General features: G+C 38.4%; 12 protein-coding genes. 5 read left to right on the forward strand and 7 right to left on the reverse strand.

The genetic code is table 11. The features are described 5' to 3' along the window. Positions 1–42: 42 nt before the first annotated feature. The 5 genes from ADIARSV_RS00235 to ADIARSV_RS00255 form a co-directional block, all read right to left on the reverse strand. Positions 43–2,319, reverse strand: a complete 2,277-nt coding sequence (locus tag ADIARSV_RS00235) for a hypothetical protein (RefSeq protein WP_200864686.1) — start codon at positions 2,317–2,319, stop codon at positions 43–45. Between the two features lie 5 nt (positions 2,320–2,324). Beyond that, entirely contained in the window at positions 2,325–3,071 is a 747-nt protein-coding gene (locus tag ADIARSV_RS00240; protein WP_040298536.1) for a creatininase family protein, read from the reverse strand. A 130-nt stretch (positions 3,072–3,201) separates the two neighbouring features. Further along, positions 3,202–4,845 (reverse strand): RagB/SusD family nutrient uptake outer membrane protein, encoded by a 1,644-nt coding sequence (locus ADIARSV_RS00245; protein ID WP_016193314.1) that lies wholly within the window; start codon positions 4,843–4,845, stop codon positions 3,202–3,204. A 22-nt stretch (positions 4,846–4,867) separates the two neighbouring features. After that, positions 4,868–8,269, reverse strand: coding sequence for a TonB-dependent receptor (locus tag ADIARSV_RS00250; protein ID WP_016193315.1), 3,402 nt, complete (start codon positions 8,267–8,269; stop codon positions 4,868–4,870). Positions 8,270–8,469: 200 nt separating this feature from the next. Further along, positions 8,470–9,609 carry a FecR family protein gene (locus tag ADIARSV_RS00255; protein WP_040298539.1) on the reverse strand — a complete coding sequence of 380 codons (1,140 nt, stop codon included), beginning with the start codon at positions 9,607–9,609 and terminating at the stop codon, positions 8,470–8,472. A gap of 776 nt (positions 9,610–10,385) precedes the next feature. Here ADIARSV_RS00255 and ADIARSV_RS00260 point away from each other — a divergent pair. Beyond that, a complete protein-coding gene (locus tag ADIARSV_RS00260; protein ID WP_016193317.1) occupies positions 10,386–11,171 on the forward strand; it encodes an L-fucose dehydrogenase in 786 nt (261 codons plus the stop codon). A gap of 194 nt (positions 11,172–11,365) precedes the next feature. Here ADIARSV_RS00260 and ADIARSV_RS00265 read toward each other — a convergent pair whose 3' ends face one another. Beyond that, a complete protein-coding gene (locus ADIARSV_RS00265; protein WP_016193318.1) occupies positions 11,366–12,268 on the reverse strand; it encodes an AraC family transcriptional regulator in 903 nt (300 codons plus the stop codon). 632 nt (positions 12,269–12,900) lie between these two features. Here ADIARSV_RS00265 and ADIARSV_RS00270 point away from each other — a divergent pair. The 4 genes from ADIARSV_RS00270 (at position 12,901) to ADIARSV_RS00285 (ending at position 16,894) form a co-directional block, all read left to right on the forward strand. Then, entirely contained in the window at positions 12,901–13,461 is a 561-nt protein-coding gene (locus ADIARSV_RS00270; RefSeq protein ID WP_016193319.1) for an RNA polymerase sigma-70 factor, read from the forward strand. A gap of 446 nt (positions 13,462–13,907) precedes the next feature. Further along, complete coding sequence (locus ADIARSV_RS00275; RefSeq protein WP_040298541.1) at positions 13,908–15,203, forward strand: sugar MFS transporter; 1,296 nt, start codon at positions 13,908–13,910, stop codon at positions 15,201–15,203. 47 nt (positions 15,204–15,250) lie between these two features. Beyond that, positions 15,251–16,015: an SDR family NAD(P)-dependent oxidoreductase gene (locus ADIARSV_RS00280; protein WP_016193321.1), complete on the forward strand. Its 765-nt coding sequence runs from the start codon at positions 15,251–15,253 to the stop codon at positions 16,013–16,015. Between the two features lie 15 nt (positions 16,016–16,030). Next, on the forward strand, positions 16,031–16,894 hold the full coding sequence (locus ADIARSV_RS00285) for a fumarylacetoacetate hydrolase family protein (protein WP_016193322.1): 864 nt from the start codon (positions 16,031–16,033) through the stop codon (positions 16,892–16,894). 126 nt (positions 16,895–17,020) lie between these two features. Here the strand turns inward: ADIARSV_RS00285 and ppsA are convergent. Further along, positions 17,021–19,419: phosphoenolpyruvate synthase (ppsA, locus tag ADIARSV_RS00290; RefSeq protein ID WP_016193323.1), on the reverse strand; the 2,399-nt coding region annotated here is incomplete at its 5' end.

Genomic DNA, 19,419 nt, shown 5'->3' on the forward strand with positions numbered 1-19,419 from the left:
GTTTTTAACTTTATTGTTTACAACCATCTTAGTAAAAAGTCTTTATTTTTCGGATAGCTCCACCCGTACATATTCACAATCAATTACCTTTTCTATCAGGTCCTGAGCAACATAATAATATTGATTCGATGCTTCAAAGCCAATAAGCGGATTATTCCTTGTGATTTCAAAAAGTGTCCTTGCTAATGAGATTTCATCCATTAGTAGGACATTTATTTCCTTTCTTAACGCACTTCTTTCGGATTCTGGAATATTTCCTGCAAGCAATTTATCCCGGCAAATTATAAAATGTGCCTGATTGGAAACAGATGCAAAGTGAATATAAGCAGCTTGAGCAATTTCAGCATCGCCCTCAGCTTTTCTTTTATTGCCAGTTGAGGCGTACTTTACTGCCTGGTTAAACATACCAAGACCTTCCTTCCAGCCCTTAACGAGTTTATCAAATTGCTCAACAAAGACTGCTTTCGGATACGGCGCAAGCCAGCCATTCAGATCATCATAAGGAAACCCTACCATAGTAGCCGTATAATTGGTAGATTTTGCAAACAATAAATTAGCCGGCCCGTATTGCAATGGTGATCGGTAAATCACATTTGCACTAAAAGGGAATTGCCGGAATGCTTTACTGAAGGAAGTCCATGCTCTCCTTACGTATGGAACTGCTTTATCACCGTAGCGTTTTAAGGCTAGATTATTTAATATCGTTTCCGTATTTGCATTTGGTTGTTGTGCAAATGCATAAGCAATTTCCAGGTTCGGAGAAGGATATCCTCCCAGAGACCAGCTTAACATCATTCCATCTATATTTTCCTTTGCTAAATTGGAGGTGTGCTCAGCAACAAGATCAGGAACAGGAAGCCAAGGAACAGCTGATAACTCCCAAGTATTATTAATCTGCACCTTGGCAACCGTCTTTAAGCCGGCCTTTTTTGCAAATTCCCAGTGGCTTTTGGCATGATTTCCAGGACCTATAACCGAAATAGAATATTCACCAACAGTTGTTTTTACCCCTCCGCGTTCGAAGGGCTTTTTCCATTCGCTTACCGACATGAACCACACCGACTTTGGTAATTTGGAAATTATATCAAATGCATCACTATCATGCCAGCCCCAATCCCATACAATTACTTTTGCATCTGGATTCCCTTTGTGCACTCCAACTTCGATCGCTTTATTCACATCAGCTATAACAGCTGAATAGCTTAATTTACTACAGCGGGGACAGCTCTGCTGATTGCCATGCGAAGCACAATTAGTCAGGTTCTCAGATGCCGTGATGGTAAACACGCCACCCAAATCCGGCACTTGCTTAAACACATAACATAGCGAATTCGTCATCCAGTCTGTCACTGTTTTATTGCTGGTGCACAGTGCGGTAAGATCCCCTTCCCTGGCTCCTGCCATAGCACTCCTATTTTCAAAAAATGATGCTGGCATCGATCTGGGCTCATTCAGGTATAAATACACCTGAATACCATATTTCTTCGCTCGTTCAACTGTTTTTCTCAGATTCGCAATACGTTGATTGTGACCTGCCCCGAATTCAGGAAAGTCAGTACCACCGGGGGCGAGTTGATTCAGGACAACGTGCATCCAGACCCCATTAATTCCCTGCGCCGCCAGTCTGGCCAACAATCCGTCCGGATAAGGATTTATTGCTGTATCAATAAGTGGATCCCCAAATACACCGAAATAGGAATAGATAAAACGTAGCCCCTTTTTATTTGAATCAATCAGAGACTGGATTTTAGGTTTATTGGGTATCGTACTTAGCTCTTCTATAAAGCCTAAACGAGGTTTTTCAGGTTTCTTTAAGGCCTTTTTAAAATATATACCGACTAACTGCTTGATTTCTTTTGCGCGCTGTTTGTCTTTTTCAGTAGGCGTAGTAAATGAAAGACGCGGACATTTTGGTTTTAAACCACCCAACTTTATGAAGAGGAAATCATCATCACGCAGCGAAACGGCAAGTTCATTTTTTGACATTCCCGTCAGCTCCAATAGTTGGTCATAGGGTAATAAATGCCAGTTTCTCCGAATCACGGTAATAAACATCTGTTTTTTGTAGTTTTCGGGGATCAGCACACCGTTTGGTAAGCCCATTGAAGCCGCAATTTCATTAATGTCTTTAACCTGACATCCAATTGTTTTTGCCATAATTGACGGTTCAACTAGATTCCAGTTGCGCCAAACGAAGGCATACATGGTGTTAGGAAAGTACTTAAATTCAATGGCTGGTGGATAAGAACCAACAGGCAATTCTTCCTGAGCAAAGAGAGGATGATTTAATAAGATTAAAAGCAAAAAAGCTATTTTCAAGAATTTTAGCATCCCTTACTGAGTTTATCTTTAATATGATTAAGTATTACGGTTTTGGCACGATTGCCATAATCCAACGAAGCATTTAATGCACTTTTAGAATACCATTTCTCATCAGAATAGCGGCCCATATCCACTGCTTCCGGGCAAAAAGCCATCATTAAAGAAGTTTCTTGTTCTCCAGCATGATCAATGGGGAATTCAGCCTGGACTTCCGTACTCATAAATGGATGAACGTTGATCCAGTTAAAGGGACTATCTCCTGCTGCATGGTCCTTATAATATTCAGCAAAAGAAATATTGCCCCACCATCCTTCTCCATTTTCTTTTTCTATGAAAGCAAATGTTTCCTGTCTTGCGGCAAGCTTAAACGACAGATCTGTTGGCATTCCCTCTGAAAAATTTTCACACTGATGATGAATAAATACATGAATATTGCGGAAGCCTATACGCAATAAATTATAAAATAATTGCCTTGCAAAGGGTTGCAGAATCTGACTATCTATATGTACCGTCCCGTTACGTTCGGGAGGCTCTACAGCGAAACTACTTGCACCATAATAAAAGGGTGGAAAAATCACAATGGGCATCTCTTTTTCTATCATTTCCAGAGCGCGAACGACCAGAAGAGTATCTACCCCTGGTGATAAATGTTCACCATGATACTCCAAAACTCCTAGGGCTAATGCCACTGGTACATTTTTATCAATAGCTTCTCGGATTTGATCCGGAAACATGAGCTCATATCGCATAAATTTCCTATTGAATATTCTATTTAAAATTTAATCTGAAATAGACTGTATAAAGCAAACAGTCTATTCCTTGTTCATTAATCAACCTGCCAAAACCCAGACTACAATCTATTCCTTAAGTAGAAAAGAATTATTTTGTTGGCCAACCTGGATTCTGCTCTAAATTTTTGTCCTTTATTATTTCCGTACGTGGAATGGGAAACAAATACATTTTTTCATCAAATACTAAAGGCTGAGCATCCACAACGAAGGAAGCGTAGCTGAAAGTACCATTCGCATTTTTTGTAATATCCATTCCATGAAATTTATTTCCATTCAAGCGAGTTGAGGATTGTTTCCATCTGCGCAGATCAAAATATCTTTGCTGCTCAAAACATAATTCGATATACCGTTCATTATGAATTAAGGCCCTCATTTGATCCTGGCTCATTCCTCCGCTTAAAGTAGTCGTGATTCCGGCCCTCTTCCTCAACAGGTTAATGGCATCATAAACACTTGCGTCAGGACCAGCTACTTCGTTTTCTGCTTCAGCATAGTTGAGCAACACTTCGGCATAACGCATTTCAATCCAGGGTTGAGTACTTCCATAATTATAGGTATAAATAAGGTTATTCTGATCAATGGCCTTTAATCGGTAATAACCTGTAATCGTATTATAAATTTGATTTGCAGGTTCTTCATTGAAATCCCTGCCCCCTTCGTAAATCTGCAGCGTGATTGTTGTCAGCACTCCGCTGATAGTACCTTTAATCTGTGAGCCGTTATAGGCAATATCAGCATAGAAACGGTTATCTCTTCCAACATACGGATTATTAGGGTCATACCCTGATGTGGGATCCGAAATTGGCTTACCATTGGCCATAGGAAAAGCGTCCACTAATTCCTGTAAGGGTGAGCATTCACCCGCATCATTATGTGCTAAAATAAGCGGTTTTACTCCGGCATCTAGGCCATGATATTTTTCAGGCATATGATATTGCACCTCATATACCGATTCTGTGTTAGCGGGATCCTGCCATAACTTTGTCAAATCCGAATACAATGAATATTTGCCGAGCGACATTACGGCTTTGTTGGCCGCCGCGGCAAGCGCCCAGCGACTTTGATCATTTCCAGTGTTGAATAATGGACTGGAATAGTAAAGCATTGACCTTCCTTTTAAAGCCAGAGCAGCACCTTTTGTGGCGCGCCCCTTATCTGCACTAGCAGGCAGGAGAAGTGCTGCAGCATCCAGCTCTTTTGCGATGAAATCAAAACATTCATCGCTCGTATTTCTAGCTACAAGCAAGTCGTCAGTTATTGCTGCTGGTTTATCCAAAATTGGGACACCTCCATAACGTTGAACGAGCCTGAAATAGAAAAATGCCCTTAAAAACCTCACTTCACCAATGCTCTTATCCTTCACAGCCGAATCGATAGGAGCTGTATTAATGGTTGCTAAAAAGTTGTTACATTTTGCAATAGAAGCATATGTGGCGGTCCATATATCCATGGGGTTACTGGTGTCATTCCAGTTACCGACCAAAATAGTATTGGGAACGCTCCCTGGATAATCGTGCCTGGCTTCATCGGATATATTAATATAGGTGTTAAAATCCCAACCGGGTATATCGTTATATATATTATTGACATACAATTGTACCAGTGCCGGATCTGAAAATATATCATTTGCAGATATTGATGTGGGATTGTCTGTATCCAGAAAGTTTTTTTCACAGGAAGGTAACAATAAGGCTCCTATAAATATGACTAAAATTGACTTTATCAGTTTCATAATTTAATATGTTAAGGGTACATTAAAGCGTTAGATTTAGTCCAACATTAAAGATTCTTTGTTGTGGGTAATATTGACCTGCTGAGTCCGAAATTTCCGGATCGAAAATTTTCAATTGGGATATCGTCAAAAGATTGAAACCTGAAAGATATATTTTCATTCTGTTGATGCCCTTTGTATGAAGCCAGGTATCATTGAAAGTATATCCCAATTCTGCAGATTTCAAACGAGCATAAGCCCTACCCCTAAGCCACCAATTCGAGTTCTGATCATTGATTGGATTAGAACCAATCCATGCTTCAGGATATTCAGCGTCCTTGTTATCCGGCGTCCAGGCATCAAGTAGGTAGGAGAAAGTATTATTATTACTTTGACGATACATATACCTTCCCTGACCTGAAATCATAAAAGTACTTTTTGCAGTTCCCTGTAGTAATACATTCAAATTAAAATTATGCCAGTTTGCACCCAGATTTAAACCAAAAATCATTTTGGGTGTGCCATTATTATAGGAGAGCACATGCTGATCCTTCGAATCGATTATACCATCGCTGTTTAAATCAGTGTACTTAATATCTCCTGCATGGGCATTTAATCCAAATTCTTTTCCACCCATCCAGCTTTGTGCTTCCTCGGTGGATTGAAAGAGGCCTATAGCATCATAGCCTACCATGTAGCCATATGGCTTACCCGTCTGTACCAAATAGTCTGGAGTGCCTTCGGCATCATCTATCTGAATGATCTTATTGACAGAATAGCTTGCCATAGCCCTTATATTGTAACGAAATTTGCCTTTTTGATTTTGATGGGTGAGCGCAATTTCGAAACCTTTGTTATCCATAATGGCATAATTCACATCAGGCAGAGCCCTTCCAAAAGTTGCCGGGACGGATAAGTCCTGCTGCCAGAGAATATCGCTTGTACGTTTATAGAAATAGTCCAGTTCAAAACCAAACTTTCCTTTCCAGAAAGATCCGTCCAGTCCGATGTCGGTAATATTCGCTCTTTCCCAGGTAATATTTTCATTGGGATAGACCCCATAGTAAACACTTGATGCAGGTGCTCCTCCAAAAACCGGCCCTGAGGAAGTTCTGATGGTATATTGATCCACGTACTGGAAGGCTCCAACATTATCATTTCCAAGCAGACCATTTGATACCCTTAACTTCAGGTAGTCAATAAAAGAAAGGAAGGTATTATCTTTTATAAATGATTCCTGAGCAATATTCCAACCGGCGGATACAGAAGGGAAAAATCCCCATTGATGACCAGGTGCAAAAATATAAGAACCATCGTAGCGACCGGAGGCTTCGATTAAATATTTACCATTAAAATCATAATTTAACCTTCCAACTACACTTCTGCGGGTATCTAAAAGCACGGCTGAACCGGTTAAAGATTGATTTGTAGGTCCGCTGGCAAAAAAATCGTCTTTGATGTTTGTAAGAAAATTGGCTTTGGTTCCACTTATATTAAAACCCGTTCCTTGGGACTGTTCATATAACAGTAATGCCTTTAGGTTATGCGGTCCAAAGGAATGATCATAGTTGAATGATAAATTCGATGTGATACTTTGATTATGTGTATCGGTTTGATTCAAACTCGTCGCTGATCCTACTGTTTTTGTTCCCGTTATATTGCCGGATGCATCCTCATTGTACATGGTATAGGGGTAGGAAAAAGTTTTTGTATCAATAAAGGACTTAGAAATTCCAATATTTCCCTTTAAAGCCAAACCTGGGGTTATAAAAGGGAGATTTTGGGTGAATGACAGCGTGCCATTGAAAACATTGTTCGTTCCGTCATTATACCCGGCACTATGAATCATTTCGTAAGGATGCGAACCTTGTGTATTATAGGGTTTACCATCCGGATGAAAAGCAGGTATTGCAGGAGATTGTGCCTGTACGATGGCGAAAATATTTGTTGCTGTAAAAGGTGGCGCATTGTTCTCTTCCTGCCTGCCGTCCAGTAATAAACTAACAGTCAAATTCTTGTTTATTTCTGCATCCACATTAGATCGGAAATTATATCTTTTGAAATTAATATTGTCATACATTCCATCCTGATCGAGGAAACCTAACGACGCAAAATACCGGACAGTTTTTGATCCCCCGCTTACTGTGAGATTGTGGTGGCTGACTGCTGAATTTTTCTTAAACGTAACATCATACCAGTCTGTGCCAATTTTACCGGTGTTAAAATCTGCAAGTTGCTGATCTGAATAAAACAATCCGGCCTGGGCCGGATTGGCGGGATCATATCCTTGATTAATCAGCGCTGTGTTACGTGTGCTGGCATACTGATATGCATTCATCAGTTTAGGATAAAGAGTAGGTGTTTGAAATCCGAAATCACCAGAATATGTGATTACTGGTTTACCAATCTGTCCGTGCTTGGTTGTAATCAGAAAAACGCCGTTTGCTGCCCTTGCCCCATATACAGCCGCTGCAGAGGCATCCTTCAAAACAGTAATACTAGCAATCTCGTTGGGATCAAGCTGAGAAAAATCACGACCGACAATTCCATCTATTACGATCAGTGGCGTATTGCTGTTCAGCGTAGATGTACCTCTTATTGTATAGGAAGACCCATATCCTGGTGCTCCGCTGGCATTAACTGCGATCAGACCGGGTAATCTTCCAACTAAATCATTTGAAATATTAGGTGAGGCTGATTGTAACAATTCATTACCCGAAATCGAAGAAACAGCTCCTGTTACATTTGCTTTTCTCTGTGTTCCATATCCAACAACCACAACCTGATTTAAACTGGTGCTGTTCATCTTCAGGACCACATTCAAAATCTCTTTGCCAGCAACCACTACTTCCTGTGTTACAAATCCGATTGAACTAAAAACAAGCACAGCAGCATTATCATTGACACGGATACTGAATCTGCCATCTTTATCCGTCACAGCTACATTCTTAGTGTTTTTTTCCCTTATTATCACTCCAGGCAAACCTTCTCTGGTAGAGTCAGTTACTGCACCGGTAATTTGAACAAAAGATTCTGTAGTAGAAATTTTGGATTCTATTTTTGGATCAATTAGGATCGCTTTATCCTGAAGTTCGAAAGTAAACAACTCATTGTTCAGATTTTTCTGAAACACTTCTTCTAGTTTAGCATTCCTGACCTCAATCGAAATTGGTTTTGCCTGTTTTAATAAATCAGAATTATATAAAAAATTGTAGCCGGTCTGTTTTTTAATGGCATCCATTATTTTTTCCAGTGGTGCATTTTTCTCTGAGAGGGTCACTCTTTGCAAGTTTTCCATGGTATTTGCCTTTAAAGAATCAGCAAAAATGACCAGGACAACAAGCTTCAATATTAATAATACCTTGGCATATGGTTTATGCCTTTTTTCAATTTGCTCAAGGCAAAGACACCTTCCTGCCCTCTTTGGAAAAGTTTTAAAATCCATACATTTGTAGAGTTAAGTGTTTAGTCAAATGTTAATTACATTGTTGGGGTAATTTTTGATTTGTAGCATTTAATCAGCCGGAAGTGTTCCATCACTTCCGGATTTTATGCTAACCAAATTTTTTAGTAATAAATAAAACGGACTGTTTTAACTTTTTTCCATATCTCTGTGTTTAAATTAAACCATATCTACCTATCTCTTTATTTATCCGTTACAGATACATTTTTGCCATTAATAGTAAACTTGACATCACCGGTTTTTTCAAGCAAACCAAGTACATGACTTAAAGTGTATTTGCGGGAGATTTGCCCCTTAAAATGTATATCCGGAACATTTACATAGTCAACCTTAATATCATACCACCGTTCAAGCTGTCTAAGGATATGGCTGAGCTCCTCATCATCAAACTGGAACTCTCCGTTCTTCCAAGCAAGGTTACTACTTCCCGAATTCGCCGAACTGGATACATTTATAGGTTGACCTGAATCCATTATCTCAGCTTGTTGTCCTTGTATAACTATTCTGCTGTTTTTTGATGTCCTGATTTTGACTGACCCTTTTATTAATGTAACCTTCATCGCTGCTTCATTTTCATAATCCATTACATTAAATTCAGTACCCAAATCTTCTATTTCTCCCCGAGCAGTCTGAATCACATATTTCTGATCCCTGATGTGTGTTATGATGAAATATGCTTCCCCTTGGAGTTTAACTTTTCTTAGCTTTCCCTGAAACTCCACCGGATAAGTTAAAGAAGAACCTGCATTTAGAGACACTTTACTGCCATCTGACAAAATAAGCCGATATATTCCTCCTCCTTTGGGAACGGTCAGCATATTATAGATAACTTTAGCATTTTCACTGTTTTTTGCCCTTTCATAAAATAACTCACCGGCATTATTTTTGTAGATTTTCGTCCCAGCCTGATTGGCTAAGAATCCAGTATGCGTGCTATCCAGTATAAGCTCAGATCCGTTTGAAAGGGTAAGAATGGCCTGTCTGTTAATTGGTTGCACATCATTTTTAAACCTTTCTTCCCGGAGCTGCAAAGCTAATGGCAGTTTTTTAGGAGAATTAATAAAAACGAACAAAGTACCGATTCCGATCAGGATGAAAATTGCAGCAGAAATATATGGCCAAATTCTTCTTTTTTCCACTGTATGCTTAGGTAATGAACAAAATACTTCATTTAGATCTATGCCGATTTCTTCTTCTGTTAATTCACCACTATAGTCTTGATCGTCCTGTATATACCAGGTTTCTAACCAAGCTTTTTCAGCCTCATTACATTTACCCTCCGCATATTTTTTCAGCAATGCTTGAATGTCCTCTTTTTCCATTGTTAAAAGAACTATTATATTCTTAGATACTGTTAAGACCCTTAATGAATGATTATGGCGTAGGTAAAAGTCAAATAATAAAATATAAATCTGGTTTCTTACCAACCCAGTTTCAATCGGCGGAGAACAGCATCCTTTGGGAAGAATCTTGTCTATGAAATCTAGAATCCAATCGTGAAGGGATTACGAACTACATCTTTAATTGAATTCAAATTATAGTAGCAGACTAAACCCACTGGTAGATGAACTGGCTATGTATTAGGAATTTGTTACAGCAGAGATTTACTTCATAGTAGCGAAGAAGTATTAACCAGAAAAGATAATGCAACCGGTATTATCTTTTCCATTTTAAAAGATTAACAGATGGGTATGAAGCCTCCTCTCTTCTTTTACCTTAATACATTTATATTATTCGGACCGCAAAGTATATTTTTCAGAATTTTCCAGATTGATCTACGCCCAGAGAATTATTTGGCGGTCATCACTATAAAACAAACGTCTTGCATGTTTGATACAGAAACATAAAAACTTTTCACTTGGATAATTTCAAAACCCGGGAAGCAGGAACTGGAGAGGTATAGTCAGGTTTAAGTTATTTGGTGGTAATATTGATGCTGGAAAACAAGTGATATATGTATAAATTGTTTGTGGACATAGCAGATACCAACCTTAAATATAGTTAAGGTTTATTTTAATCTGAGTGCGCTACTGATTGTCAAAATATAAGGTTTTTGAATTCTCATAATTACTTATTTCATTTTTTTTACTATTATTCTATGAATTTAGACCTTCAAGATAAAATCATAATTGTAACGGGTGGAGCCAAAGGTATCGGAGAAGGTATCAGTCGAGTACTAGCGTCAGAGGGTGCTATCCCCGTAATTATTGGCAGGACCAAAGAAGATAATAAAAAGACCGTACAGGAAATCTTAAACAAGGGGGGAAAAGCATACCAGTTTGTAGCTGAATTAACCAGTCCCAGTGCTTGTAAAAACGTAATCGAACAGATTAGTATTGAATTTGGACGAATTGACGGGTTAGTAAATAATGCAGGCGAAAACGACAACATCGGGCTTGAACAGGGTAGTTATGAAGGATTTCTACAATCCCTTCATAAGAATCTGATCCATTACTACCTAATGGCACACTATTGCTTACCTAAATTGATAAAGTCCAACGGGCCAATAGTCAATATGGGCTCAAAAATCGCGGAGACTGGCCAGGGTGGTACTTCGGCATATGCCGCGGCAAACGGAGGGCGAAATGCTATGACACGCGAGTGGTCGGTCGAATTATTGAAGTATAATATCCGCGTAAACGCGATAATTGTCGCAGAATGCTGGACTCCATTGTATGAAAGCTGGCTGAATTTACAGGAAAATCCTAAGGAAAAGTTATATGGAATTACTCAAAAAATCCCTCTTCAGCAACGAATGACAACAACGGAAGAGATTGCCAACATGGCCGCTTTCCTTTTATCTTCGAAATCCAGTCATATTACCGGACAGCTTATACATGTCGATGGTGGCTATGTCCATTTAGACAGGGCAATAACCAAATAAAAAAACCGAAATTGTACTTTAAAGTCTTTTTTTTATACTTTTTTTTGATAACCTGGTATCCCAAAGAAGTCTTTTTTACGCCCTCAGAGTGCCGCCAAAAGATTCTGCAAAACCAGATCGGACAAGTAGTAATTATAAACTAGCCCATCCAATGTTCGATTCAATAATTGCTTGGTAGTGCTTTTTGCCGTTAATCAGCCTATATTTTTACTTCTTTGTCTGTATCCGTTTGGGGAAATACCGATATAATTTTTAAACAGCCGAGAAAAATAATAAGGATTATCATATCCCACTTGCATCGCAATAGCTTTTATCCTAGTCCGGTCAAGATAGAGCAGCTGACATGCTTTTTGCATTTTTAAGTGTATGAAATAATCAATTGGAGACATTCCTGTGGTTTTTCTAAAAAGATTTGAAAAATGGGAAACAGATAACCGGTGCTGAGTGGCCATTTCTTCCACGGTAAGTTTTATATTTAACTTATTGCGCATATTCTGGATGGTTTTTGTGATTATATCACTGCTATTGTCTGCATTATTATGTACATGACGTTCAGGAAATAAGAAGGTCGCTAATAAATAAAAAAGACTAAAAGAAGCACTGATTAGGTTTTCATGACTATACCCCATTTCAAGAGTCTGGTAAATATTTTGCCAGGTTGAAATGGCATTTTCATTTAATGGAATTTGCACAGGAGGTTTTGTTATTTGAATATTTAATGAATTATTAACATGATCAATTTGATCACTGGCAAAATGCAACCAGTAGATGGTCCAGGGATCCTCATCATCCGCCCAGTAACTGATGTATTTATTTGTAGCTGGCAGTAATACAAACTGGTTGGCATTTACTTCATGACGCTTATTATCTAATATGCAGTGTCCTTTACCCTGTATGCAATAAATCAAAATATTCTCTGTGCAGCCTTTTTCCCGCGCCCTGTAATGAAAGGCAGCTTTTGGAAAATAACCAATTTGGGTAAGATAGATATGAAAAAGCTCAGGGCTTTTTTCTTTGGCATCTTTCAGCACCTTTTCAGGAATATAGATCACTTTTTCACCTTCGAATCCATCCCGGATTTTCATTTTCTTTGCCATACTTAATCTAAGGTTAAAATGGAGGATACATTAAATTCATATCATTAATATAAACATTAGAAATTAATTGAATAGTATATTCAATTAATTTCTAATGTTTATAAAGATACTAGCAATTGGCCTAATACTTCATATCTACAATTGTTTTTAATAATCAAACAAAATAATCAGTTATAAGAAATTAGACACCACAATCAGGATCAACAAAATTTTGATGAAGCTATTTGTTATTACAAATAAGTATACAACAATGGAATAGAAGTAACAATATTAAATTTCATTAGCAACATGACAATTATCAAAGAACGAAGCAAAATAACAATGGAAGCCGTCGACTTCGTTTAAGGAAATTAATCAGGCCCAAATCATTCAAGCTGTTTGATTAAATATGAAAAGACGGGATATGATAGTAATTTTTTCAAAATAGTTGGATAATGCATCTTTTTAGAAGATTAGTGTATTTTAATACAATCATGGCTTGCTTAATTTTACTATATGTCAACGAGGTAAACTGAACTAGATTTACATAAAACAGATGATCAAAAACAATTACTTGTTAATAAATATATCATGGCGAATTGTGCACTCTGACCCTAAAAGATACTTAACCTTTTGTCTTAAAGATTACTATTATGACGGCTTATCAATCATTGACAGATCTGGAATTAACGAACATGCTAAAGATCGGAGATCATTCTGCATATACTGAAATATATAGTCGTTATAACAGATTATTATATATTCATGCATATAACAAACTTCGTGACAGGGAAGCAGCAAAGGATATCCTTCAAGAGCTTTTTACTGCGCTTTGGAATAATAAAGAACGATTTATTATTCAGACAAATCTTTCCGGTTATTTGTACACTGCTATCCGGAACCGCATATTAAAACTTATTGCACATAAAAGCATAGAAGGAACATACGTTATTTCCATCCAGAATACCAATCAACATGAAAACGGCTTCACCGATCATCGTTTAAGGGAAAACCAGTTGGCTACAATCATTGAAAGGGAAATTGCAAAGCTTCCGGAAAAGATGCGAGAGGTTTTTCTACTTAGCAGGAAAGACCAGCTTAGCCACAGTGAAATATCCAACCGTTTAGGTATTGCAGAGCCGACAGTCAAAAAACAAGTTAATAACGCATTGAAAATCCTTCGGGTTAAACTTCAATTTGGGCCTGACGTTTAGTTACTAAACATTCATCAAAAGAAGAGTACTTGTTTCATATACCCAACTAATGAACATGCTGATTGTGCATTTGATCCCTGCAGAATAGAACGGGGCTAAAGTCCTAACAAAATTAGATGCCAGTTATTTTATTGATCCCTAATAACACCTTTTGGATGATTTGAATTTGTAGCCTTATTCATTCAAACAGGAAATTTAATAAATTAATTGATGCCATTTAAGCAGATATAGCCAGGCGTTAACAAAATGGGATCCTTAAAATAAAGAGTTGATTTAGTAAGATCCTAGGTTCCAATTAACGAATCCATGCATGTTGTCAGCAAATCTCTCCTATAAAGGCGTTATTTCAATGATAACCAATCCCGTTTACTGGTAGACCAGGGCATTTTGCTTTTCAACAGCCTTTACAATCTGAGCGTAAATCATTAAAAAAATAATAATTATAAATGAACACATCAATTCTTCCAGCAACTCACAGTGTACAAAAGCCGGCCATTAATCCAATGGTTATTATCGGAGCCTTATTTTTTATTTTTGGCTTTGTAACCTGGGCCAACGGCTCATTAATTCCATTTTTAAAACTGGCGTGTGGTTTAAAAACTGATCTGGAAGCCTTTTTAGTCACATTTGCCTCCTATGTAGCCTATTTTTTTCTCGCATTACCATCTTCATGGATCCTAAAAAAAATTGGTTTTAAAAATGGAATTGTAATAGGGCTGTTCATTTTATCAGCTGGCTCTCTGCTATTTATTCCGGCAGCCAATACCCGTACGTTCGGATTATTTTTAACGGGGCTATTTGTTCAGGGAGCTGCTTTATCCTTGCTACAGACTGCTACTAATCCATATCTCAGCATCATAGGCCCGATTGAAAGTGCGGCCAAACGGATCAGTATAGTTGGAATATGCAATAAGTTTGCCGGTATTATTGTCCCCTTTATAATGGGAAGCTTGTTTCTCAAAAATGCCTCAGGGATTGAAGAAAAGATCGCTACTACCACATCTCTAGCAGAAAAAGATGCCTTGCTATCGGCGCTTGTGAGCCGGGTTCATACTCCTTATCTGGTCATTGCCATTGTGTTTGCCTTATTTGCCATTTTTATAAAATTCTCTGACTTGCCCGAAGTGGATATTGACAAAGAAGATATTTATGAAGAAGGTGATATACGGGTGAGAAAAACCAGTATTTTCCAATTTCCGCACTTGTTTCTTGGCTCCTTATGTATTTTTCTTTATGTTGCTGCCGAGGTAATGGCTGGTGATATCATTGGGATTTATGGTAAAGAATTGGGCATTAGCCCTGATATTAGCAAGTATTTCACTGCTTTAACACTGGCTGGCATGCTTATCGGATATATTGCCGGTATCATTGCCATCCCGAAGTATTTATCTCAACAGGCTGCATTGAAAATATGCGCTGTACTCGGAATCATTTTTTCTGTCTTGTCTGTATTTGTAGGTGGATACGCGGCTGTTACATTTATTGCTCTTTTAGGACTGGCAAATTCACTGATGTGGCCTGCTATATTCCCCCTGGGTATAAAAGGACTTGGGAAATTCACTAAAACAGGTTCAGCCATTATGATAATGGGAATTGCAGGAGGGGCAATATGGCCCCTGCTGTATGGGTATTTAAAAGATCATTTACATATCAATTTTCAGTATGCTTTTTTTATCAGCATACTGCCTTGTTATTTATACATTTTATACTATTCCATTTCAGGGCACAAAATAAAATCCTAATCAACAGGTGTATTAGGATTATTTTCGATTATAAATTTTCAAATCAGATGTTTTCATTAAAAAACAAATCAACAGTCATCACAGGCGGCGGAAGTGGTATAGGCAGGGCCATCAGCCAGATTTTCGCCAGGCAGGGCGCTATTGTACATGTACTGGATATAGACCCGGCTCTTGCAGAAGAAACGGTAAAAAATATTCTTGAAGCTGGAGGGCAGGCAGTATTTCACATGTGTGATATAAGTAAGCAACAGGATGTTAGAGAAATCTTCCACAAGATTGAACATATTGATATCCTGGTAAACTCTGCAGGAATTGCCCATGTCGGCAAAGCTGATACCACCAATGAAGAAGATTTCATGAAAGTATTTCAAGTAAATGTGAAAGGCACATATAATTGCCTGCACGAAGTGCTTCCTTTAATGATTAAGATAAAGGGAGGAGTCATCCTAAACATTGCATCAATTGCAGCATGGATCGGTCTTCCTGATCGCTTTGCTTATAGCATGAGCAAGGGTGCTGCATTTGCAATGACCTTGAGTGTAGCCCGCGATTACATAGATCAGCATATCCGATGTAATTCCATTTCCCCAGCAAGAGTGCACACCCCTTTTGTTGATGGCTTTCTGTCAAAAAACTATCCTGGAAAGGAAGCCGAGATGTTTGAAAAACTATCCAAATCACAACCCATCGGTCGGATGGGTACTACAGATGAAATTGCTTCACTAGCACTCTTCTTATGTAGTGAGGAAGCTGCATTTATTACGGGAAATGACTATCCGATCGACGGGGGCTTTATTAAATTAAATAATTAGAATAAACATAATACAATGAAATTAATTCGTTTTGGCAGTGCCGGCCAAGAAAAAACAGGTATTGTTATTGATCAGCTACTATATGACACATCAAGCTTCGGCGAAGACTACAATGAAGTTTTTTTTGAAACTGATGGAATAAAAAGGCTTTCTGCATTTGTGGCAAGCAATAAGGACAATTTACCTGTCATAGATCCAAATGTCCGGTTAGGATCTCCTTTTGCCCGTCCGACAAAAATTGTATGTATCGGTTTAAATTATGCTAAACATGCAAAAGAAACAAATGCAGCAATTCCACGCGAACCCATAATCTTTTTCAAATCGACATCGGCTTTAACCGGACCAAACGACAATATTGTTATCCCAAAGGATTCGATAAAAACAGACTGGGAGGTTGAATTAGCTTTTGTTATTGGGAAAAAAGCAAGTTATGTTAAAGAAGAACATGCATTGGATTATGTTGCCGGATATTGCCTGCACAATGATGTAAGTGAACGCGAATTTCAATTGGAACGTGGCGGAACATGGGATAAAGGAAAAGGCTGTGACACATTTGCTCCAATGGGGCCTTGGTTAGCGACCAAAGATGAAATTGATGATGTCGACAACTTACGTTTGTGGTTAAGCGTCAACGGTAAAATAATGCAGTTTGGCAATACGGATGATCTTATCTTTGGAATTCCCAAACTGGTTTCTTATTTAAGTCAATTCATGACACTGCTACCAGGAGATGTGATCTCTACAGGAACTCCGCATGGTGTTGGTTTAGGATTTACTCCGCCCGTATTTCTGAAACCCGGTGATGTTGTGGAGCTTGGCATTGATGGATTAGGTGTTTCTAAACAACATGTTGTAGCCTATCAGCAGGAAACAGGCTAAGCACATAACTTAGGTCAGCACTCCGTTTAATAAATGGAATGTTGACCTAAGTTATGTGCATCATTTTTCTTTTAAGCGGTTTTTTTTACCTTATATCTTTCTGATAGCCGATGGTATATTTCAGCATCAGATCATTTGAATCTTTGATAGGGTACTTATCGGGGATTGCGGCTTTCCAGGCATTACGGAAACTAATCTATCTTTATTTTCAATGGAATGTATGGCTTTTACTGTTTTAAAAAATGAGTCTGGAGTTACTGAAATGGTATCAATACCCTCTTCCACAAGAAATTGTGCAAAATCCGGGTAATCGGAAGGACCCTGACCGCAGATACCCACTTTTATCCCTGCTTTTCTTGCTGCTTTAATAACCGCTTTGATCATCATTTTCACAGCGGGATTGCGCTCATCGTAAAGATGGGCTACTAAGGAGGAATCTCTGTCAATGCCTAAAACCAATTGGGTGAGATCGTTAGAACCGATAGAAAATCCATCGATATGTTTTGCAAACTCATCTGCCAATATAATATTAGAGGGTAGTTCTGCCATAAGGTACACTTCCAGACCATCCTCACCGCGTTTCAAGCCAAACGCTTCCATTATTTGGTATACCTTCATTAGTTCATCTACGGTACGACAGAACGGTATCATGACCACAACATTCTTCAACCCCATTTCCTGACGTACTTTTATAATAGCTTTGATTTCAAGTATAAAAGCTTCCTTATATTTTTCAGAATAATAGCGTGATGCACCCCGCCAGCCAATCATAGGATTTTCCTCCTTTGGCTCAAAATGATTGCCACCAAGCAAATTAAAATATTCGTTACTCTTAAAATCAGAAAATCGTACAATTACTTTATTTGGATAGAATGCTGATGCTATCCTGGCGATCCCATAGGAAAGTTTGTTAATAAAATATTCCTCCCCGTTTTTAAACCCCTTTATTAGATCATTTATCTGCGTACTAAGTATGGGATCATTTAAAATCTGATGCTGTAAAAGCGCTAAAGGATGTGCCTTGATATAATTATTGATAATAAATTCTTCCCTTGCCAATCCAATTCCACTACAAGGTAAGTTGGAAAAATGGAATGCCAGTTCAGGGGAGGCAACATTTAGCATGATAGGTGTTTTAGTTTTAGGCAAAGATGATATTTTAATCTCCTGCCAGGTGAAGTTTATGATTCCCTGATAGATTATACCAATATCTCCTTCTGCACAAGATGCTGTAATGATATCTCCTGTATGCAATAGTTCAGTTGCATGTTCACAACCCAATATGGCTGGAACCCCCATTTCGCGGGCTACAATCGCAGCGTGACAGGTTCTTCCTCCTTTATTTGTAATAATGGCTGAGGCTTTTTTCATGATGGGTTCCCAATCAGGATCTGTCATTTCGGTAACCAGGACATCCCCATCCATAAAATCCATACTGTGACTATCCTCCAATATAGAAAGCACCTTAACTCTTCCGCTGGCTATTTTATCCCCTACCGCTATACCCTTAAGGATAATTTTCTCCTGTCTTGCGTCATCATTCATCTGACATTCAGTAATCACATCCTGATTTTTACGAGAATGGATTGTTTCTGGTCTTGCCTGCACAATAAATAATTCATTACTTATACCATCCACTGCCCATTCAATATCCATAGGGCACCAATGATTTTTCAAAGCAGAATAATAGTCTTCAATGTCAACGACCCATTTGGAAAGCTGGATTGCCATTGCATCAGAGAGACAAAAGCTATTTTGCTCTTCAATCGTAGTTTTTATAATTTTCACCCGTTCAGCCGCAACATCACTATAAATCATCTTCTGATCCTTAACTCCAAGTTTCTTTTCGATCAAAGCAGAATAACCCGCTTTTAAAGTAGGCTTAAATAGGAGGAATTCATCGGGTGATACAGCCCCCTGTACGATCATTTCGCCAAGTCCAAATGATCCGTTAATAACAACCACATCCTTAAATCCGCTTTCTGTATCTAATGAAAATGCTACACCTGAGGCAGCTAAATCAGAGCGTACCATCTTTTGAACACAAACAGAAAGACCAATTTGAAAATGATCATAGCCAAAACGCTGACGATAACTAATCGCCCTATCGGTAAACAATGAAGCAAAACAACATCTTACAGCTTCCATTAAAGCAATCGGTCCGCTTACATTGAGGTAACTCTCTTGCTGACCAGCAAAAGAGGCATCAGGTAAATCTTCAGCTGTAGCGGAGGATCGTACTGCAACATCTACATTGCTCTGCTTATAGGTTTCAGCTAGTTGAGTGTATGCCATGGCAATCAAATCTGATAAGTCTCTGGGAAACTTACTTTGCAATATCAGACCCCGAATTTGATCGCCGCAAGACTTCAAATCTTCAAGGTTTTCAATATTCGTGACATCAAGTATTGCTTCAATTTTTTCTTCAATTTTATTATGCCGTAAAAATTGTCGATAAGCTTCAACCGTAATGACGAAACCACCTGGGACACGAATACCCAGAGGCGAAAGTTTCTGTATCATTT

Source organism: Arcticibacter svalbardensis MN12-7 (assembly GCF_000403135.1).
Classification (GTDB): domain Bacteria; phylum Bacteroidota; class Bacteroidia; order Sphingobacteriales; family Sphingobacteriaceae; genus Arcticibacter; species Arcticibacter svalbardensis.